At 73.0% G+C, this 15,312-nt stretch carries 15 protein-coding genes; 7 read left to right on the forward strand and 8 right to left on the reverse strand.

What is annotated here, in order from left to right; translation table 11 throughout:
- Positions 1-56 precede the first annotated feature (56 nt).
- The 6 genes from ACOBQU_RS22350 to ACOBQU_RS22375 all read left to right on the forward strand — a co-directional run bounded on the left by ACOBQU_RS22350 (position 57) and on the right by ACOBQU_RS22375 (position 6,856).
- A complete protein-coding gene (locus tag ACOBQU_RS22350; RefSeq protein WP_423629088.1) occupies positions 57-1,613 on the forward strand; it encodes an MFS transporter in 1,557 nt (518 codons plus the stop codon).
- A gap of 301 nt (positions 1,614-1,914) precedes the next feature.
- Entirely contained in the window at positions 1,915-2,676 is a 762-nt protein-coding gene (locus tag ACOBQU_RS22355) for a DeoR/GlpR family DNA-binding transcription regulator (protein WP_423629089.1), read from the forward strand.
- On the forward strand, positions 2,673-3,614 hold the full coding sequence (gene pfkB, locus ACOBQU_RS22360; RefSeq protein WP_423629090.1) for a 1-phosphofructokinase: 942 nt from the start codon (positions 2,673-2,675) through the stop codon (positions 3,612-3,614). The genes ACOBQU_RS22355 and pfkB overlap by 4 nt, the downstream gene beginning before the upstream one ends.
- 103 nt (positions 3,615-3,717) lie before the next feature.
- A complete protein-coding gene (locus ACOBQU_RS22365; protein ID WP_423629091.1) occupies positions 3,718-5,685 on the forward strand; it encodes a PTS fructose transporter subunit IIABC in 1,968 nt (655 codons plus the stop codon).
- A 148-nt stretch (positions 5,686-5,833) separates the two neighbouring features.
- Positions 5,834-6,478 (forward strand): hypothetical protein, encoded by a 645-nt coding sequence (locus ACOBQU_RS22370; protein ID WP_423629092.1) that lies wholly within the window; start codon positions 5,834-5,836, stop codon positions 6,476-6,478.
- A 120-nt stretch (positions 6,479-6,598) separates the two neighbouring features.
- Positions 6,599-6,856 (forward strand): hypothetical protein, encoded by a 258-nt coding sequence (locus tag ACOBQU_RS22375; protein WP_423629093.1) that lies wholly within the window; start codon positions 6,599-6,601, stop codon positions 6,854-6,856.
- A 4-nt stretch (positions 6,857-6,860) separates the two neighbouring features.
- Here the strand turns inward: ACOBQU_RS22375 and ACOBQU_RS22380 are convergent, their stop codons facing one another.
- From ACOBQU_RS22380 to ACOBQU_RS22395, 4 genes are all read right to left on the reverse strand, one after another.
- A complete protein-coding gene (locus tag ACOBQU_RS22380; protein WP_423629094.1) occupies positions 6,861-7,634 on the reverse strand; it encodes a DUF6227 family protein in 774 nt (257 codons plus the stop codon).
- A 232-nt stretch (positions 7,635-7,866) separates the two neighbouring features.
- Entirely contained in the window at positions 7,867-9,099 is a 1,233-nt protein-coding gene (locus ACOBQU_RS22385; protein ID WP_423629095.1) for a L,D-transpeptidase, read from the reverse strand.
- A gap of 176 nt (positions 9,100-9,275) precedes the next feature.
- A complete protein-coding gene (locus ACOBQU_RS22390) occupies positions 9,276-10,340 on the reverse strand; it encodes a P1 family peptidase (RefSeq protein WP_423629096.1) in 1,065 nt (354 codons plus the stop codon).
- A 174-nt stretch (positions 10,341-10,514) separates the two neighbouring features.
- Positions 10,515-11,723 (reverse strand): low temperature requirement protein A, encoded by a 1,209-nt coding sequence (locus ACOBQU_RS22395; RefSeq protein WP_423629097.1) that lies wholly within the window; start codon positions 11,721-11,723, stop codon positions 10,515-10,517.
- Positions 11,724-11,872: 149 nt separating this feature from the next.
- On the opposite strand from ACOBQU_RS22395, the gene ACOBQU_RS22400 reads away from it, so the two are divergent.
- Positions 11,873-12,091, forward strand: coding sequence for a hypothetical protein (locus ACOBQU_RS22400; RefSeq protein WP_423629098.1), 219 nt, complete (start codon positions 11,873-11,875; stop codon positions 12,089-12,091).
- Between the two features lie 76 nt (positions 12,092-12,167).
- Here ACOBQU_RS22400 and mscL read toward each other — a convergent pair whose 3' ends face one another.
- From mscL to ACOBQU_RS22420, 4 genes are all read right to left on the reverse strand, one after another.
- Positions 12,168-12,668, reverse strand: coding sequence for a large conductance mechanosensitive channel protein MscL (mscL, locus tag ACOBQU_RS22405; protein WP_423629099.1), 501 nt, complete (start codon positions 12,666-12,668; stop codon positions 12,168-12,170).
- Positions 12,669-12,902: 234 nt separating this feature from the next.
- The gene (locus tag ACOBQU_RS22410) at positions 12,903-13,400 is read right to left on the reverse strand and encodes a hypothetical protein (RefSeq protein ID WP_423629100.1); all 498 of its coding nucleotides are present in this window, start codon (positions 13,398-13,400) and stop codon (positions 12,903-12,905) included.
- A 432-nt stretch (positions 13,401-13,832) separates the two neighbouring features.
- Positions 13,833-14,684 (reverse strand): S-methyl-5'-thioadenosine phosphorylase, encoded by an 852-nt coding sequence (locus ACOBQU_RS22415; RefSeq protein WP_423629101.1) that lies wholly within the window; start codon positions 14,682-14,684, stop codon positions 13,833-13,835.
- Between the two features lie 247 nt (positions 14,685-14,931).
- Positions 14,932-15,258 (reverse strand): FmdB family zinc ribbon protein, encoded by a 327-nt coding sequence (locus ACOBQU_RS22420; protein WP_423629102.1) that lies wholly within the window; start codon positions 15,256-15,258, stop codon positions 14,932-14,934.
- Positions 15,259-15,312 lie beyond the last annotated feature (54 nt).

A 15,312-nucleotide genomic window follows, 5' to 3' on the forward strand; every position in this document is an offset into this window, starting at 1 on the left:
CAGGATGCCGTGGAACTAGGTCATGACCTGACCTATAAGGGGTCTAGCTTTGCGGTATGACTTCCCCCAGCACCCCCAGCACCCCCAGCACCCCCAGCACTCCCGAGAAAGCCGCGACGCCACCGGATTCCCATGCGGACCGCCGCCGCTGGATCGCCCTGGCGATCGTGATGACGGCCGCGTTCATGGACCTGGTCGACGTGACGATCGTGAACATCGCGATCCCCTCCATCCAGCGCGACGCGGGCGCCACGTTCAGCCAGATCCAGTGGATCACCGCCGGGTACGCGCTGGCGCTCGGCGCCGGACTGATCACCGGCGGACGGCTCGGCGACATCTACGGCCGCAAGAAGGTCTTCCTCGTCGGCATCACCGGCTTCACCGTCGCCTCGGCCCTGTGCGGCTTCGCCGCGAACCCGGAGATGCTGGTCGCCTCGCGCATACTTCAGGGCGCGATGGCCGCGCTGATGGTGCCGCAGGTGCTGTCGATCGTCCACGCCACCTTCCCCGCGCACGAGCGCGGCAAGGTCTTCGGCCTGTTCGGCATGGTCGTCGGCCTCGGCGCGGTGTCCGGCCCGCTGCTCGGCGCGCTGCTCACCGAGTGGAACCTGTTCGGCCTGGAGTGGCGCCCGATCTTCCTCATCAACCTGCCCGTGGGCGTCGCGGGCGTGCTGCTCGGCCGGAAGTTCATCACCGAGTCCAAGGCTCCCCGGGCCCTCAAGCTGGACCTGGTCGGCGTCGTCCTCGTCACCGCGGGCCTGCTGATGCTGCTCTACCCGCTCACGCGCGGCCGCGAGCTGGGCTGGCCGCTGTGGGGGTACGCGATGATGGCGGGCGCCGTCGTCGTGTTCGGCGCGCTCGTCGCGTACGAGAAGCGCAAGGGGGAGCGGGACGGCTCGCCGCTCGTGGAGATGTCCCTGTTCAAGGTGAAGAGCTTCGCCGCGGGCATCGCCGTGCAGACCGTGTTCGGCGTCTCGCTCGGCATCTTCTTCCTGGTCTGGACGATGTACATGCAGCTGGGCCTCCAGTGGAGCGCGCTGCGCGCCGGTCTGACCGGGGTGCCCTTCTCCATCGCGGTGTCGTTCGCGGCCGGGATCTCCGTGCAGAAGCTGGTGCCGCGGTTCGGCCGCAAGGTCCTCCAGGCCGGGGCGCTCACCATGGCCGCGGGCGTCCTCATCTACATCTGGGAGGCCGGGCGCTACGGGGCGGACATCGCCCCCTGGCAGATGGCGCTCCCGCTGGTGGTGATGGGCCTCGGGATGGGGCTCATCGTGGCCCCGCTGACGGACGCGGTGCTCTCCGAGGTGCCGCGCGAGCACGCCGGGTCGGCGTCCGGCCTCATCAACACCGTGCAGCAGATGGGCAACGCGCTGGGGCTCGGACTGGTGTCGGTGGTGTTCTTCGGGGTGATGGACGAGGACGTGGTGCTGCCGGAGCGGGTCGCCGCGGAGTTCGTCCACGGGTTCCAGAACGCCCTGTGGTGGGTGGTCGGGGTGCTCGTCGCGATCTTCCTGCTGATGCTGGCGCTGCCGAAGCGGGCCGCGCGGCCTGAGGGCGCCGACGCGTCGGCGCCGGTTCCCGAGGCGGAGCGGGAGCCCGCGCTCGCCCACTGACCGCGGGGGCGCCCCTTCTGCCCCCTTTGCCTCCTCTGCCTCTTCTGTGCACGCGCCAGCCCGCCTGCCCGTTTCCGCCGTCGTGCGGTTGCAGGTGGGTGGGCTTTTCTGTCTGTCACGGGCCCGCCTGTTACTGCCGGTGGCAACGCGGGCGCCCCTCGGGGCAGGGGCAGGGGCAGGGGCAGCACGGAAGGTGCCCGTTTATGCCTGTCAAGTGCCCGATTGTGTTTACATGGCGCGCACCAGCAGCGTACTGTGCAGCGAAACCACACAACCGGGCAGAAAGCAGGAGGCCCCAGCCATGTACGGGCCGGAGCGGCAGCAGGAGATTCTGAGGCTCGCCCGCGAGAGCGGGAGGGTGGACGTGCTGGGGCTCGCCACCACGTTCCAGGTGACCGCCGAGACCATCCGCCGGGACCTGAAGGCCCTGGACCGCGCGGGCCTGATCCGCAGGGTGCACGGCGGCGCCATCCCCGCGGGCCGCCTGGACTTCGAGCCCGACCTCGCGGAGCGCGAGGGCACCGCCGCCGACGAGAAGGACCGCATCGCCCGCGCCGCCCTCGCCGAGCTTCCGCCCGAGGGCAGCGTCATCCTCGACGCCGGTTCCACGGTGGCCCGCCTCGCCGCCGCCCTGCCGCTGGAGGCGGAACTCACCGCGGTCACCCACAGCCTGCCCACCGCCGCCCGCCTCGCCGACCACCCCGGCATCCAGCTCCACCTGGTCGGCGGCCGCGTGCGGCACCGTACGCGGGCCGCCGTCGACGCCTGGTCCCTGCGCGCGTACGCCGAGATCCGCGCCGACGTCCTCTTCCTCGCCGCCAACGGCTTCTCCACCGCCCACGGCCTGACCACCCCCGACCTCGCCGAGGCCGCCGTGAAGCGCGCCGCGATCGCCGCCGCCCGCCGGGTCGTGCTGCTCGCCGACAGCGGCAAGCACGGCGCCGAGCACTTCGCCCGCTTCGGCTCCCTGACCGACGTGGACCTGCTGGTCACGGACACCGGGCTCAGCCCTGAAGACGCCGCCGCCATCGAGGCCACCGGCACGGAAGTAGTACGCGCATGATCCTCACCGTCACCCCCAACCCCTCCCTCGACCGCACCTACGAGGTCCCCGCCCTCGACCGCGGCGACGTCGTCCGCGCGAGCGCCGAGCGCATGGACCCCGGCGGCAAGGGCGTCAACGTCTCGCGCGCCGTCGCCGCCGCGGGCGTCCCCACCCTCGCCGCGCTGCCCCTCGGCGGCGCCCCCGGCGCCCTCGTCGCCCAACTCCTCGACGAACAGGGCATCCCCGTCGCCCCCGTCCCCGTCGCCGGACAGACCCGCTCCAACATCGCCGTCGCCGAACCCGACGGCACCCTCACGAAGATCAACGCCCCCGGCCCCGAACTCACCGCCGCCGAGAGCGAGTCCCTGCTCGCCACCGTCGCCGCGCACGCCCCCCGCGCCGACTGGATCGCCTGCTGCGGCAGCCTCCCGCGCGGCCTCGCCCCGTCCTGGTACGCCGACGTGGTCCGCCGCTGCCACGCCGCCGGTGCCCGGATCGCCCTCGACACCTCGGGCCCCGCCCTGCTCGCCGCGCTCGCCGAGCACCCCGACGTCGTCAAGCCCAACGCCGCCGAACTCGCCGAGGCCGTCGGCCGCCCCCTGACCACGGTCGGCGACGCCCTCGAGGCCGCCGCCGAACTGCGCGACCGCGGCGCCCGCGCCGTCCTCGCCAGCCTCGGCGCGGACGGCCAGCTCCTCGTCGACGCCACGGGCGCGCACTTCGCGTACGCCCGCGTCGACTCCGTACGCAGTGACGTCGGCGCGGGCGACAGCTCCCTCGCCGGTTTCCTGATCGCGGGCGGCACCGGCCCCCGCGCCCTCGCGGCGGCCGTCGCGCACGGCGCCGCCGCCGTCCAACTCCCCGGCAGCCAGCTGCCGACCCCGTCGGACCTCGCGCCCGACGCCGTGACCGCCACGGCCGAGATCCCGCTCGACCTGGTCCTGGCCTCGTCCTGACCCCGTACCGACCTCGTCCTGACCCCGTCCCGACGTACTACCTCCGTACTGACCCCGTCCCGACCGGACCCGTGGTGTGAGTCCCCCTGTGAAGGAGCCCGCGATGAGCGAGAACAACGCCATGATCACCGCGGAGTTGGTCGATCTCGACCTCGACCGGTCCGCCGACACCAAGGAAGCCGCCGCCCGCGCCCTGGCCACCCGCATGGCGGCCCTCGGCCGGGTCACCGACCTGGACGGCTTCCTCGCCGACGTGGCCGCGCGCGAGGCGCAGATGCCGACCGGCCTCGACGGCGGCATCGGCATTCCGCACTGCCGCAGCGCCCACGTCACCGAGCCCACCCTCGCCTTCGGCCGCAGCGCCCGGGGCATCGACTTCGGCGCCCCCGACGGGCCCGCCGACCTGGTCTTCCTCATCGCCGCCCCCACCGGCGCGGACGACGCCCACCTGACGATCCTGTCCTCCCTGGCCCGGCGGCTGCTGGACGAGGAGTTCACGGGCGCCCTGCGCGCGGTGACCGAGCCGGAGACGGCGGCGGCCCTCATCAGGGGCGAGGACGCCCCCGCCCCCGGCACTGGACGGACGGACGCCGAAACCGAGGCCAGCGCGCCCCCGTTCCGCATCGTCGCCGTCACCTCCTGCCCCACCGGCATCGCCCACACGTACATGGCGGCGGAGGCACTCGAAGCGGCGGCGCGCGCGGCGGGCGTGGACCTGGTCGTCGAGACCCAGGGCTCGGCCGGTTTCACACCCCTCGCCGCGGCGGCCGTCGAAGGCGCCGACGGCGTGATCCTCGCCCACGACGTCCCCGTGCGCGACAAGGCCCGCTTCGCGGGCAAGCCCACCGTCGACGTCGGCGTGAAGGCGGGCATCAGCCGCCCCGCCGACCTCATCGCCGAAGTACGGGAGAAGGCGGCCCGCGGCGAGACCACGGCGCCGCCCGCCACCCCGGTCGACGGCATGGGCGAGCGCGGGGACGGCTACGGGACCAAACTGCGCAAGTGGCTGATGTCCGGGGTCAGTTACATGGTCCCCTTCGTCGCCGCGGGCGGGCTGCTCATCGCGCTCGGCTTCGCCATCGGCGGCTGGAAGATCGACAAGGCCCCGTCCGTGGCCGAGCACTTCGCCTGGACCGACCACACGAGCTGGGCGGCACTGCTCTTCCAGACCGGCGGCCTGGCCTTCGCCTTCCTGGTGCCGGTCCTCGCGGGCTACATCGCCTACGGCATGGCCGACCGGCCCGGCCTCGTCCCCGGCTTCGTCGGCGGCTCCGTCGCGGTCACGATCGAGGCGGGCTTCCTCGGCGGGCTCGCGGCCGGACTGCTCGCGGGCGCGGTGGTCCTCGGCATCCAGCGGGCCCGCATCCCGGCCGCCCTGCGCGGCATCATGCCGGTGGTCGTGATCCCGCTGGTGTCGTCGGCGGTGGTCGGCTTCCTGATGTTCCTGGTCGTCGGCAAGCCGATCGCGTCGCTCCAGGGTGCCCTGACCGACTGGCTCGAAGGCCTGACCGGCGCCAACGCCGTCATCCTCGGGGTGATCCTCGGCCTGATGATGTGCTTCGACCTCGGCGGCCCGCTCAACAAGGTCGCGTACGCCTTCGCCGTCGGCGGACTCGCGAGCCCGACGGACGGCTCGCTGAAGGTCATGGCCGCGGTGATGGCGGCGGGCATGGTGCCGCCGCTGGCGATGGCGCTCGCCACCGCCGTGCGCGGCGGCCTGTTCACCGCGACCGAGCGCGAGAACGGCAAGGCCGCCTGGCTCCTCGGCGCCTCCTTCATCACGGAGGGCGCCATTCCGTTCGCCGCCGCCGATCCGCTGCGGGTCATCCCGGCGTCCATGGCGGGCGGCGCGGTCACCGGCGCCCTGTCCATGGCGTTCGGCTGCACGCTGCGCGCCCCGCACGGCGGCGCCTTCGTGGTCCCGCTGATCGGCGGCCCGCTGCTGTACCTGCTCGCGATCGCCGCCGGTGTGGGCGTGGCGACGGCCACGGTCATCCTCCTCAAGAGCGGCCGCCGGGCGGCGGGGGCGCGGGGCGAGGGCGACGAGGCGGGGGTGCTGGCCGCGGCCTGAGCGGAACGGGCGCTCCCGGGGCGCGCGGAGGGCGTGGGGCCCGCCCGCGGTGGCGCGTTGCGCGCGTTCAGAGCACCCCGTCCCGTGGGCATACTGCTGGTACTGCGGCACGGGCCCGGACACGGGCAGCACCCGCCGGGGGGCCACCGTGAGCGACCTTCAGCAGCACCACCTCAGCAGCCTGCTCGGCATGGTCGCCCAGCTCACCGAGCAGGCGCGGTCGACGGTCGACCAGGACCACGGTCCGGGCCGGGGCGACGACCGGAGCGACGGCTGGGGCGACGACTGGGGTCAGGGCTGGGGTGAGGGCTGGGGCGAGGGGCAGGGCGCGGCCCTGGGCGCGGGGCCGGGCGCGGCGCCGGGCGCGGGGTCGGACAGGGAGGCGGCGCGGATCTTCCTCGCCGTCTACGCGGGGGTCCTCATCGAGACCGGCGCGGGCATCCGCTGGCTTCTGGAGCCGTCCCTCATCGAGCACGCCACCGACGTCATCCGTGCCCGCGAACCCGCCGTCGGCCCGGCCCGCGCCGACCTCGCCGCCCGACTCCTCGCCACCCTCTGGTCGTCCTGCGTCCTCACGGGCCTCGACGCGGAGGACTGGGACCGCGAGGCCCCCGAACTCCCCGAGGTCTGCGTACGCATGGCGGGCCTCCTGACGGGCGAACGCGAACCCGAGCCGCCGTGCGAACCCGAGCCCGAACCCGAGCCCGCGACTGAACCCGAGCGCGGGCCGGAGCGGAGCCGACGGTTCCGTCGGACGAACCGTCGGATGAACCGTCGAACGGATCCGGAGTGAACCGGGCCGTGGACACAGGGTGAACCGAAACACGGATTCCGTGCGAGATACGTCACTTCAGGAATAAAGACCTCTTAAGGCCTCTGTTGTGGATCTGGCGGCTGTTGTCTACTGAGCGGCATGTTCCAGGGAGCTTCCATCGTTCAGCAGACAGGCGCGGCCCTGCTCGCCGCGGTGACCGTCATCTGGGCCGTGACCTTCGTGCAGATGCGCCGCCGTGGCCCCGAACTCCAGGGGCAGGGCGGCGCGTTGCTGCGCTCGCTGCCAGTGCAGTCCGGCCCGCCCCGCGCGGAGTCCGTCGAGCTGACGCCGGACGAGCGGGACGCGTTCGCCCGTCTGGTGCGGCAGTTCGGCAACGGCCGCGGCGCCTCGGCCTGACGGGTCAGCGGGAGCGCGTCACGGGGAACGCCCGCGCACGCCGCTCCATGGCCGCGCGTGCCGCGCGCTCGCTCAGATACACCTCGCACATATGGCGCCCGTCGGCCGTCGCCGTGTGCTCGACCTCCCAGAGGCTGACCTCCGAGCCGTCGAACAGCAGGAACGCGTGCTCGTACAGCGAGAAGCCGAGCCGCGCCTCACTGGTGAGCCCGGAGCGGCCGAAGGCCTGGGTGATCTGGTGCGCGAACGCGGAGCGCAGCAGCCGGGCCATGTCGTCGCCGGGGCGGTCCACGCCCGCGGGGTTCTCCGCGCGGCGCAGCAGGCGGCGCGCGTGGTCGGCGGAGTCGTCCGGAACGTAGGCGTGCCGCGGCTCGTGCGCCGCGGTGAGCTGGAGGATGGCGGGCAGGTCCAGGACGGGCGTGTCCGGCGGCAGCGGCAGCCGCGCCGTGGCGATCCCGGCCTCCTCCTCGTCCAGATACAGCTCGTGCTGCGTGGAACTCCCGGGGCCGGTGTTGTGCGTGAGCTCCCAGAGGACGAGGGCCTGGCCGTCGGCGAGCAGCCAGGTGTGGCGGTACGTCTCGCGGTGCAGGCCCGCGCTGTGGTGCGCGGAGTGCAGCGCGCTGTCGTACGCCAGGGCGCGCTCCAGGCGCCCGAGGGTCTCGTCCGGCAGGTCGAAGGAGTTCAGGGCACGGCTGAGCAGTCGTTCGAGGTGCTCCTCCGGGGAGGGCGGCTCGGGCGACTCGGATGGTTCGTACGCTGTGTCGTACGGAACGCTCACGGATACTCCCGGATGCTTCCGGCGTTGCTGCATGTCACCTTGTGCGTGCATACCGTAGCCCCTGGGTCGGACATCATGTCCGGGAACGGGAAAACGATCGAGCCGCGCGGCAAGTTCCCGCGCGGCTCGCTCCGTTGACGCTCCGTCGGCGCTTCGAACGCGCCTTGCGTGGCGGCGTCCGCGCCCCGCGAACGCCCCGCCCCGGCCGCTACCGGCCGAGGTCGGCGGTGGATCAGACGGCGCTGCCCGCCGTCCACTGGCTCCACGACATGTTCCAGCCGTTGAGGCCGTTGTCCGGGGCGATCGTCTTGTCCGGCGAGCCCTTGACCGTCACGACGTCGCCGATCAGCGAGTTGTCGTAGAACCACTTGCCCATGGTGTCGCCCCCGGCGCCCTGCTGGTCCTGGAGGCCCACGCAGCCGTGACTGGTGTTCGCGCTGCCGAAGATGGACGGCGAGCTCCAGTAGTTGCCGTGGATGAAGGTGCCGGACGTCGACAGGCGCATCGCGTGCGGTACGTCCTTGATGTCGTACTCGCCGCCGAAGCCGACCGTCGAGCCGTTCATCCGCGTCTGGACGAACTTCTCCGAGATCACCATCTGCCCGTTGTACGTGGGGTTCTGCGGGCTGCCCGCGGAGATCGGGACGGTCTTGATGACCTTGCCGTCGCGCTCGACCGTCATCTTCTTGGCGTTCACGTCGACCGTGGAGACCTGCTTGCGGCCGATGGTGAAGGTGACCGTCTTGTCCTGCACGCCGGTGATGCCGTTGCCGCCCTTCACACCGTCCAGGTCGATCTTCATCGTGACCTTGGAACCGGCCTTCCAGTAGTCCTGCGGCCGGAAGTCCAGACGCTGGTTGCCGAACCAGTGGCCGACGACCTTCTGCCCGCTGCTCGACGTCACCGTGATGTGCGACTGCACATCCTTCTTATTGGTGATCGCCTTGTCGAAGTTGAACGACACCGGCATGCCGACGCCCACCGTGGTGCCGCCGTCCGGCGTGTACGACCCGATGAAGCTGTTCGCCGACGTCACCGTCGTGAACGTCGCGTTCTCCGTCGCCGGGCGGCCGTCGCCGTCCTTGGCGTTGGCGGTGACCTTGTACTTCGTGCCGCGCTCCAGCTGAACCTTGGGCTTCCAGGAGCTGCCGTCGCCGGAGATCGTGCCCTCGACCGCCTTGCCCGAAGTCACCTCCGTCATCTTCACGGAGGTCAGCTTGCCGTCCTTGACCTTCACGCCCGTGGCGTTGATCGAGGCGTCGGTCGCGCCGTCCTTGGAGGAGATGGATATCTGGGCACCGGACGCGTCCTTGGCCGCGCCGGACTTCTTGTCGTCCTTGGCGTCGGCGTCACCACCGCAGGCGGTCAGGGTCAGCGCGCCCACCGCCGCGAGAGCGGCGGTGGCCAGCAGAACCCGCCGGCGGCGACGGTGCTGAGGCTGCGCTGCAATGTCCGGCGTTGTCACGAGCTGCTCCCATTAAGTCGGCGTTCAGATGGGTTCTTGGCATGTATGGGGTCTGATCCAGTACGAGTAAAGAGATACCTCGCTGCGGATTGGTTCCACCCTGATCATGTGAGTGCGGGCACACCACAGGCGCCCGCGGCCCACCGAATGCGCCCCAGGCTTGCGGTAGTTACCGGCTACTTCTGGTAAAGATCCCGGTACGCCGGAAATGTCCCGCCTGGTGTCTCCACGGACTCGGCGGCCAGCAGCGCCCGCACGATCGCCCGTGTCACCAGGTCCGCGCCCGCCGCCAGGATCTCGTTGAGCGCGAGCGGGTGCGCGTCGAGCGGTCGCGCGCCGGTGGCGAGCGCGAACACCGTGTCCCCGTCGTGCAGCAGATGCACCGGACGCACCGCCCGCGCCATCCCGTCGTGCGACGTGCCCGCGAGCTTCTGCGCCTGCGCCTTGGTCAGCTCGGCGTCGGTGGCGACCACCGCCAGCGTCGTGTTCAACGGCGGTCCCCCGTTGCGCTCCGCCGCCTCGGCCAGCCGCCGCCGCGCCTCCTCGTGCACCTCGGCGGCGGGCACGTCCACCGTCCCGTCCAGGAAGACCTGCCCGTACAGCACCCCCGTCCGCGCATCCACCCCCGACCCCGCCGCGTTCGCCACCACCAGCGCCGCGACCGTCACCCCCGAGTCCAGCACGGTGCTGGCGGTGCCGACGCCGCCCTTGAACTGCCCGACCACCGCGCCCGTGCCCGCGCCCACGCCGCCCTCGGCCACCGCGTGCCCGGCCTCTCGCGCCGCCGCGTCCGCCACAGCCGCGCGGCCCGTCTCCGCGGTGGGCCGCGCCCGGAAGTCTCCACCGCGGCCCAGGTCGAACACACAGGCCGCGGGCACCACCGGTACCACCTGCGCCGGGTCGGGCCCGACCTGTACGCCCCTGCCCTGCTCCTCCAGCCAGGCCATCACCCCGGAGGCCGCGTCGAGGCCGTACGCGCTGCCGCCCGTCAGCACGATCGCCTCCACCCGCCGCACCAGGTTGCGCGGGTCGAGCGCGTCCGTCTCCCGGGTGCCGGGGCCGCCGCCGCGGACGTCCACGGCCGCGGTCGCCCCGCCTTCCGGCGCGAGCACCACTGTCGTGCCGGTGAGCCAGCCCTCTCCGGTGCGAGCCGCGTGGCCCACGCGGAGGCCGGGGACGTCCGTCAACGCGTTGGCGCGGCCCGCTGCCTGGTGCGGGTGGGGTGCCTCTGGTGTGGTCATGTGGCCATGCGTATCACCTTGCTTGGGGTGGGGGGAGTGGGCCGGTGTGGGTGTGAGGGGGTGGGGGTGGGTGTTGGTGGAGCAGTGGGGACGGGGCGCGGGGGTTGTCCGCCGTCGGCGGCCGCGGGGGCCGTGTCCGGGGACCGCGCGGGCCGTGCCCGGGGGCCGCGGGGGCTACGCGCGTTCCGCTCGGACCATGCGTGCCGTCAACGTCACCCCCGTCGCTACCGCCAGGGCGGCGATGACACCCGCTGCCAGCACCGCCCAGCGGCCCGCGAACGTGGAGGCCAGGACCGCCGCCGCCGTCACCGGGAGGACGGACTGCTGGGCCAGGCCCACCTTGAAGTGCCGCGAGTGGAGCAGCCACACCGTGAGCAGATACACCGCCATCGGGACCGTCACCGCTGCGGACGCCGCCGTCTCCGAGATGTGGGCCTTGCCGACGGCCTGCTCCACGGCGACCTCGATGCCCGCGCCGATCGCCGCCGCCGAGCCGAGGATCAGGTAGTGGCCGTAACCCCACAGGAACGCCTGGCGGTTGGAGCGCAGATGGCCGTGGATCGGCACCACGAAGTAGATCCACCACGCGGCGAACACCAGGAGGAGCCCGCCGATGGCGATGGGCAGCAGCTCCCCGAGCGCGTCGTTCTCGTCGACGCCCGACTTCACCGCCACCGTCGCCGCCGCGATCGTCTCGCCGAGCACGATGATCGTGAACAGGCCGTACCGCTCGGCGATGTGGTGGGGGTGCCAGGACGTTGTGTGCTCCCGCTCCGCGAACGTCGGCACCGCCATCTCCGCGATCGCCATCACCAGGAACGTCCAGGCCCGCGCCCCCTCCGGCAGGACCAGCAGCCCGAGCCAGCCGACCTGGCACAGGGCCACCCCGCCCGCGTACCGCAGGGCCGTGCGCCGGTCCGCGCCCGTCGTCGAGGCCGCCGCCCGCAGCCACTGCGCGATCAGCGCGAGCCGCATGATCAGGTAGCCGAGCCAGACGACGACGAAGTCGTGGTCCTCGAAGGCCCGGGAGACCCCGGCCGCGAGCACCAGGACCCCGGCGATCTGGATCAGGGTCACGACGCGGTAGAGCGGGTCGTCGTTGTCGTAGGCCGAGGCGAACCAGGTGAAGTTCATCCAGGCCCACCAGATCGCGAAGAAGACCATCGCGTAGTTGAGGATGCCCTCGCCCGGGTGTCCCTCGGCCAGGGCGTGCACCAGCTGCACACCGGCCTGGGCGACCGCCACCACGAAACACAGGTCGAAGAAGAGTTCCAGCGGCGTCGCCGCGCGGTGCTCCTCGTCCCGCCCGCGGGCGACCATCGGCCGCAGCGGCGGTGGGGGAGGGGCGGAGGCGGGGCCCGGAGCGGGAGGTGTCGACGTCATGGGGCAAGGACAGCAGAGCCCGGCGGCGCATCCGGCCCGGTCGGGCCGTGTCGGCACGGGTGCACCCGGCTGGAGGGCGGCGGTGGCGGATCCCGTCGTGAGCGTCCCCGGGGGCGCCGCGGCGGGCGCGGCGGACGTACGCTGGAAGCATGAGCACCGCCCCCGCCCCCGAGCCGCGCGATCCGAAGGACGCCAAGCCCCGGCAGAGCGCCAAGGCACCGGCCAGCGCACTGGTCTTCGACGACCCGCTGGCGCAGCAGTCCGCGGACGACACGGATCGCGGGTGGGGCGAGCGGCCGACGGCGAGCGGCGACAGCGCCGCGGACCTGGCCCGCTTCCTCGACGAGAAGCCGCCCCACCACATCTGACCCCGCCGGGGCCAGCGGGCCCGCCACCGCCGGGCCCCCGCGGCCGGGTCCCGCCCGGCCGCGCTTCGTGGGCCCGCTAGCGGTCGCTCTGGGCGCCGCCCCCGGACTGCCCGGCGTCGCCGGAGTTCCGCTGGGCGACCAGCGCGTCGCGGATCTCCTTGAGGACCTCCAGCTCGGTCACCTCGATGACCTCCTTCGTGCCCTCCTTCGCCGCCTTGCGGGCGGCCTGCTTGGCCAGGTACTTGGCCATCGGCAGGACCATCAGGAAGTAGACGACGGCCGCGGTGATCAGGAAGCTGAGCGTGGCGCTGAGCACCGTGCCCCACATGATCGGGACGCCGCTGACGGCCTCGCCGTTCTTCACCACGCACGGGCCCTTGAGGCACGATTGGTAGTGGTCGAGATCCTTTGTGCCCAGGGCGCCGACCAGCGGGTTGATCACGCCCTTCACCACGGAGTTCACGATGTTCGTGAACGCGGCGCCGATGACCACCGCGACCGCGAGGTCGACGACGTTGCCGCGCGTCAGGAAGGCCTTGAAGCCCTGCCAGACGCCCGGATCCTTCTTCTCGCTCACTACCAGGCCTTTCGTTGCAAATGCGGGTTGTGCGGCAAACCGCTTCGCAACCTACGGCAGCTCGTGGCAGCCCTGTCCAATTCGGTAACGCGAATGAGGGACTTGACAGGGTGGTGGCTGTCGCATACGCGTTCCGCTCCCGTGTGCGGTGCGACGGACCGTTCGGCGGGCGGGTCCACGGACCGTTCGGCGGGCGGACCGACAGCAGGCCCACCGGGCCCTTCGGCGAGGGGCTCATCGCAGCGTCACCGCCAGGCGTGCCGTCGCGCTCGCCCCCGCCAGCCGCGCCGCCGTCGACCGCGGCACTGCCAGGACGACGAGCGCGCCGCCCTCCGCCGCGCTGTCCGGCGACGGGAGCACCTCGGACACCCGCGCCCCGGACGCCACCACGCGCGGCGCGGTCCCGGCGGTGGCGTCCGCCGCGACGACGTCCACCCGGTCGCCGGGGCGCAGCAGCCGCGCCGCCGCCGCGTCCGCGATGCGCACCGGCGCCTTCACCGGGCGCGCCGCCCGGCGCGCCCGGTGCCGCTCGCGGCCCTCGTCCCGCTCCCGCGCCGCCGTGGCCGCCGCCGGTCCCCGCGGCCGGTCGCGCTCGGGCTCCGGCGGTCCCGCCGCCGCGAGCGCGGCGGCGGTCATCGCCAGGCCCACGGCCAGGGCCCGGCGCCGGTGCCGTGCGAGCCGCCGCAGGTGGCCCCGGCCGCCGCGCACGTGCACGGGCGAGAAGTGCGGCACCGGGCAGGGCGGCGGCGGGGCACCACCGCCGCCGCCCCCGCCCGGGCCGGGGCGCGCCGAGGGTACGTACGCGGGGACGTCGGAATCGGAAGAAGTCAGCGGAGGGCTCGGAGCCCCCTGTGAAATCGCAGGGCCCCGTGAGATCGCGGCCCCCCGTGAGGCCGCAGCCCCCTGTGAGGCCGCAGCCCTCTGTGAAAGGGGCCGCGCGGAGCTTCGTGCCGGGTTCCGCGCAGGGTTTCGCGTCATGACGATCACCGCCCGCCGTGAGAGGTTCGCTTCCGATCTCACGATGAGGCTTCGTCGCGCCGCGCGCCGCGGCCCGTGCACTACCGGCCGGTTGTGGATAACTCCCTCACCGGAAGGGGGAGTTCCGCCAGGCCCGCCCGCCCTGGCGCGGCCGCCCCCCCGCCCTGGCGCGGCCCCCCGCCCTCGCTACGGCAGCGGAATCCCCGGCTCCAACCCTCCGAGCGCCCCGCCGCACCCGCAGTCCCGCTCCTCGGTCCCCGGCAGCGCCGCCACCGCGTCGAACAGCACGGTCCGCAGCCGGTCCACGTTGGCGGAGAACACCTGGAGGACATCGTCGTGGGACACGCCCTCGCCGGACTCCGCGCCCGCGTCCAGGTCCGTGACCAGGGTCATCGACGTGTAGCAGAGTTCGAGTTCGCGGGCGAGCGCCGCCTCCGGGTGGCCGGTCATGCCGACGACGGACCAGCCCTGTGCCGCGTGCCAGCGCGACTCGGCCCGGGTGGAGAAGCGGGGGCCCTCGATGACCACGAGCGTGCCGCCGTCGACCGGCTCCCAGTCCCGGCCCCGCGCGGCCTTCAGCGCGGCGGCCCGTCCTGTCGGGCAGTACGGGTCGGCGAGCGAGACGTGCACGACGTTCGGCACGCTGCCGTCCGCCAGGGGGAGCCCGTCGAAGTAGGTCTGCTGGCGCCCCTTCGTACGGTCCACGAACTGGTCCGGCACCAGCAGCGTCCCGGGGCCGTACTCGGGGCGGAGCCCGCCCACGGCGCACGGGCCGAGGACCTGGCGCACGCCCACGGAGCGCAGGGCCCACAGGTTGGCGCGGTAGTTGATGCGGTGCGGTGGCAGGTGGTGGCCCCGGCCGTGACGGGGGAGGAAGGCGACCCGCCGTCCGGCTATCTCCCCGAGGAACAGGGAGTCACTGGGGGATCCGTAGGGGGTGTCGACGTGCACCTCGGTCACGTCGTCGAGGAAGGAGTAGAAGCCCGAGCCGCCGATGACGCCGATCTCGGCCAGGGTCCCGTTCGCCGTGTTCACCATGGCGTGCACAGTATCCGGGCGGCCCCGCGCCCGGGAGCCCGGCGCAGGGAACGCGTAAGGCCCCGCCGTCCCGGGAAACGTCCCAGGGACAAGCGGGGCCTTACGAAGTCTGGACCGAGGACGGGCCACCCTAATCAGGACTCAGGGCCCGCCCAGGCACAGCACGTCCCGGCATGGCCCGTCCAAGCGCGGCCCACCGGCGTGGTCCACCCACGCCGCGCGCCGAGCGCCGGACCATACCGCCGAGCTACGCCGCCGAGGAGGTGCCCGCCGAGGCCGTGCTCGACGACGCCTTGCTGTCCGAGGAGCCCGACGACGCCGACGGCTTCGCGTCGGAGGACTTGGAGTCCGACGACTTCGAAGACGAGGCCGACGCCGGGGTGCTGCTCGACGACGAACCGCGGCTGTCGTTGCGGTAGAAGCCGGAGCCCTTGAAGACGATGCCGACGGCCGAGAACACCTTCTTCAGGCGTCCGTTGCAGCTCGGGCACTCGGTCAGGGCGTCGTCGGTGAACTTCTGCACCGCCTCAAGGCCCTCGCCGCACTCGGTGCACTGGTACTGGTACGTCGGCACTTGCTTCCTCCTGGCACTCTCACTCGATGAGTGCTAACGACGGTCCATAGTGAC

This window comes from Streptomyces sp. G45, assembly GCF_049542095.1.
GTDB lineage: Bacteria > Actinomycetota > Actinomycetes > Streptomycetales > Streptomycetaceae > Streptomyces.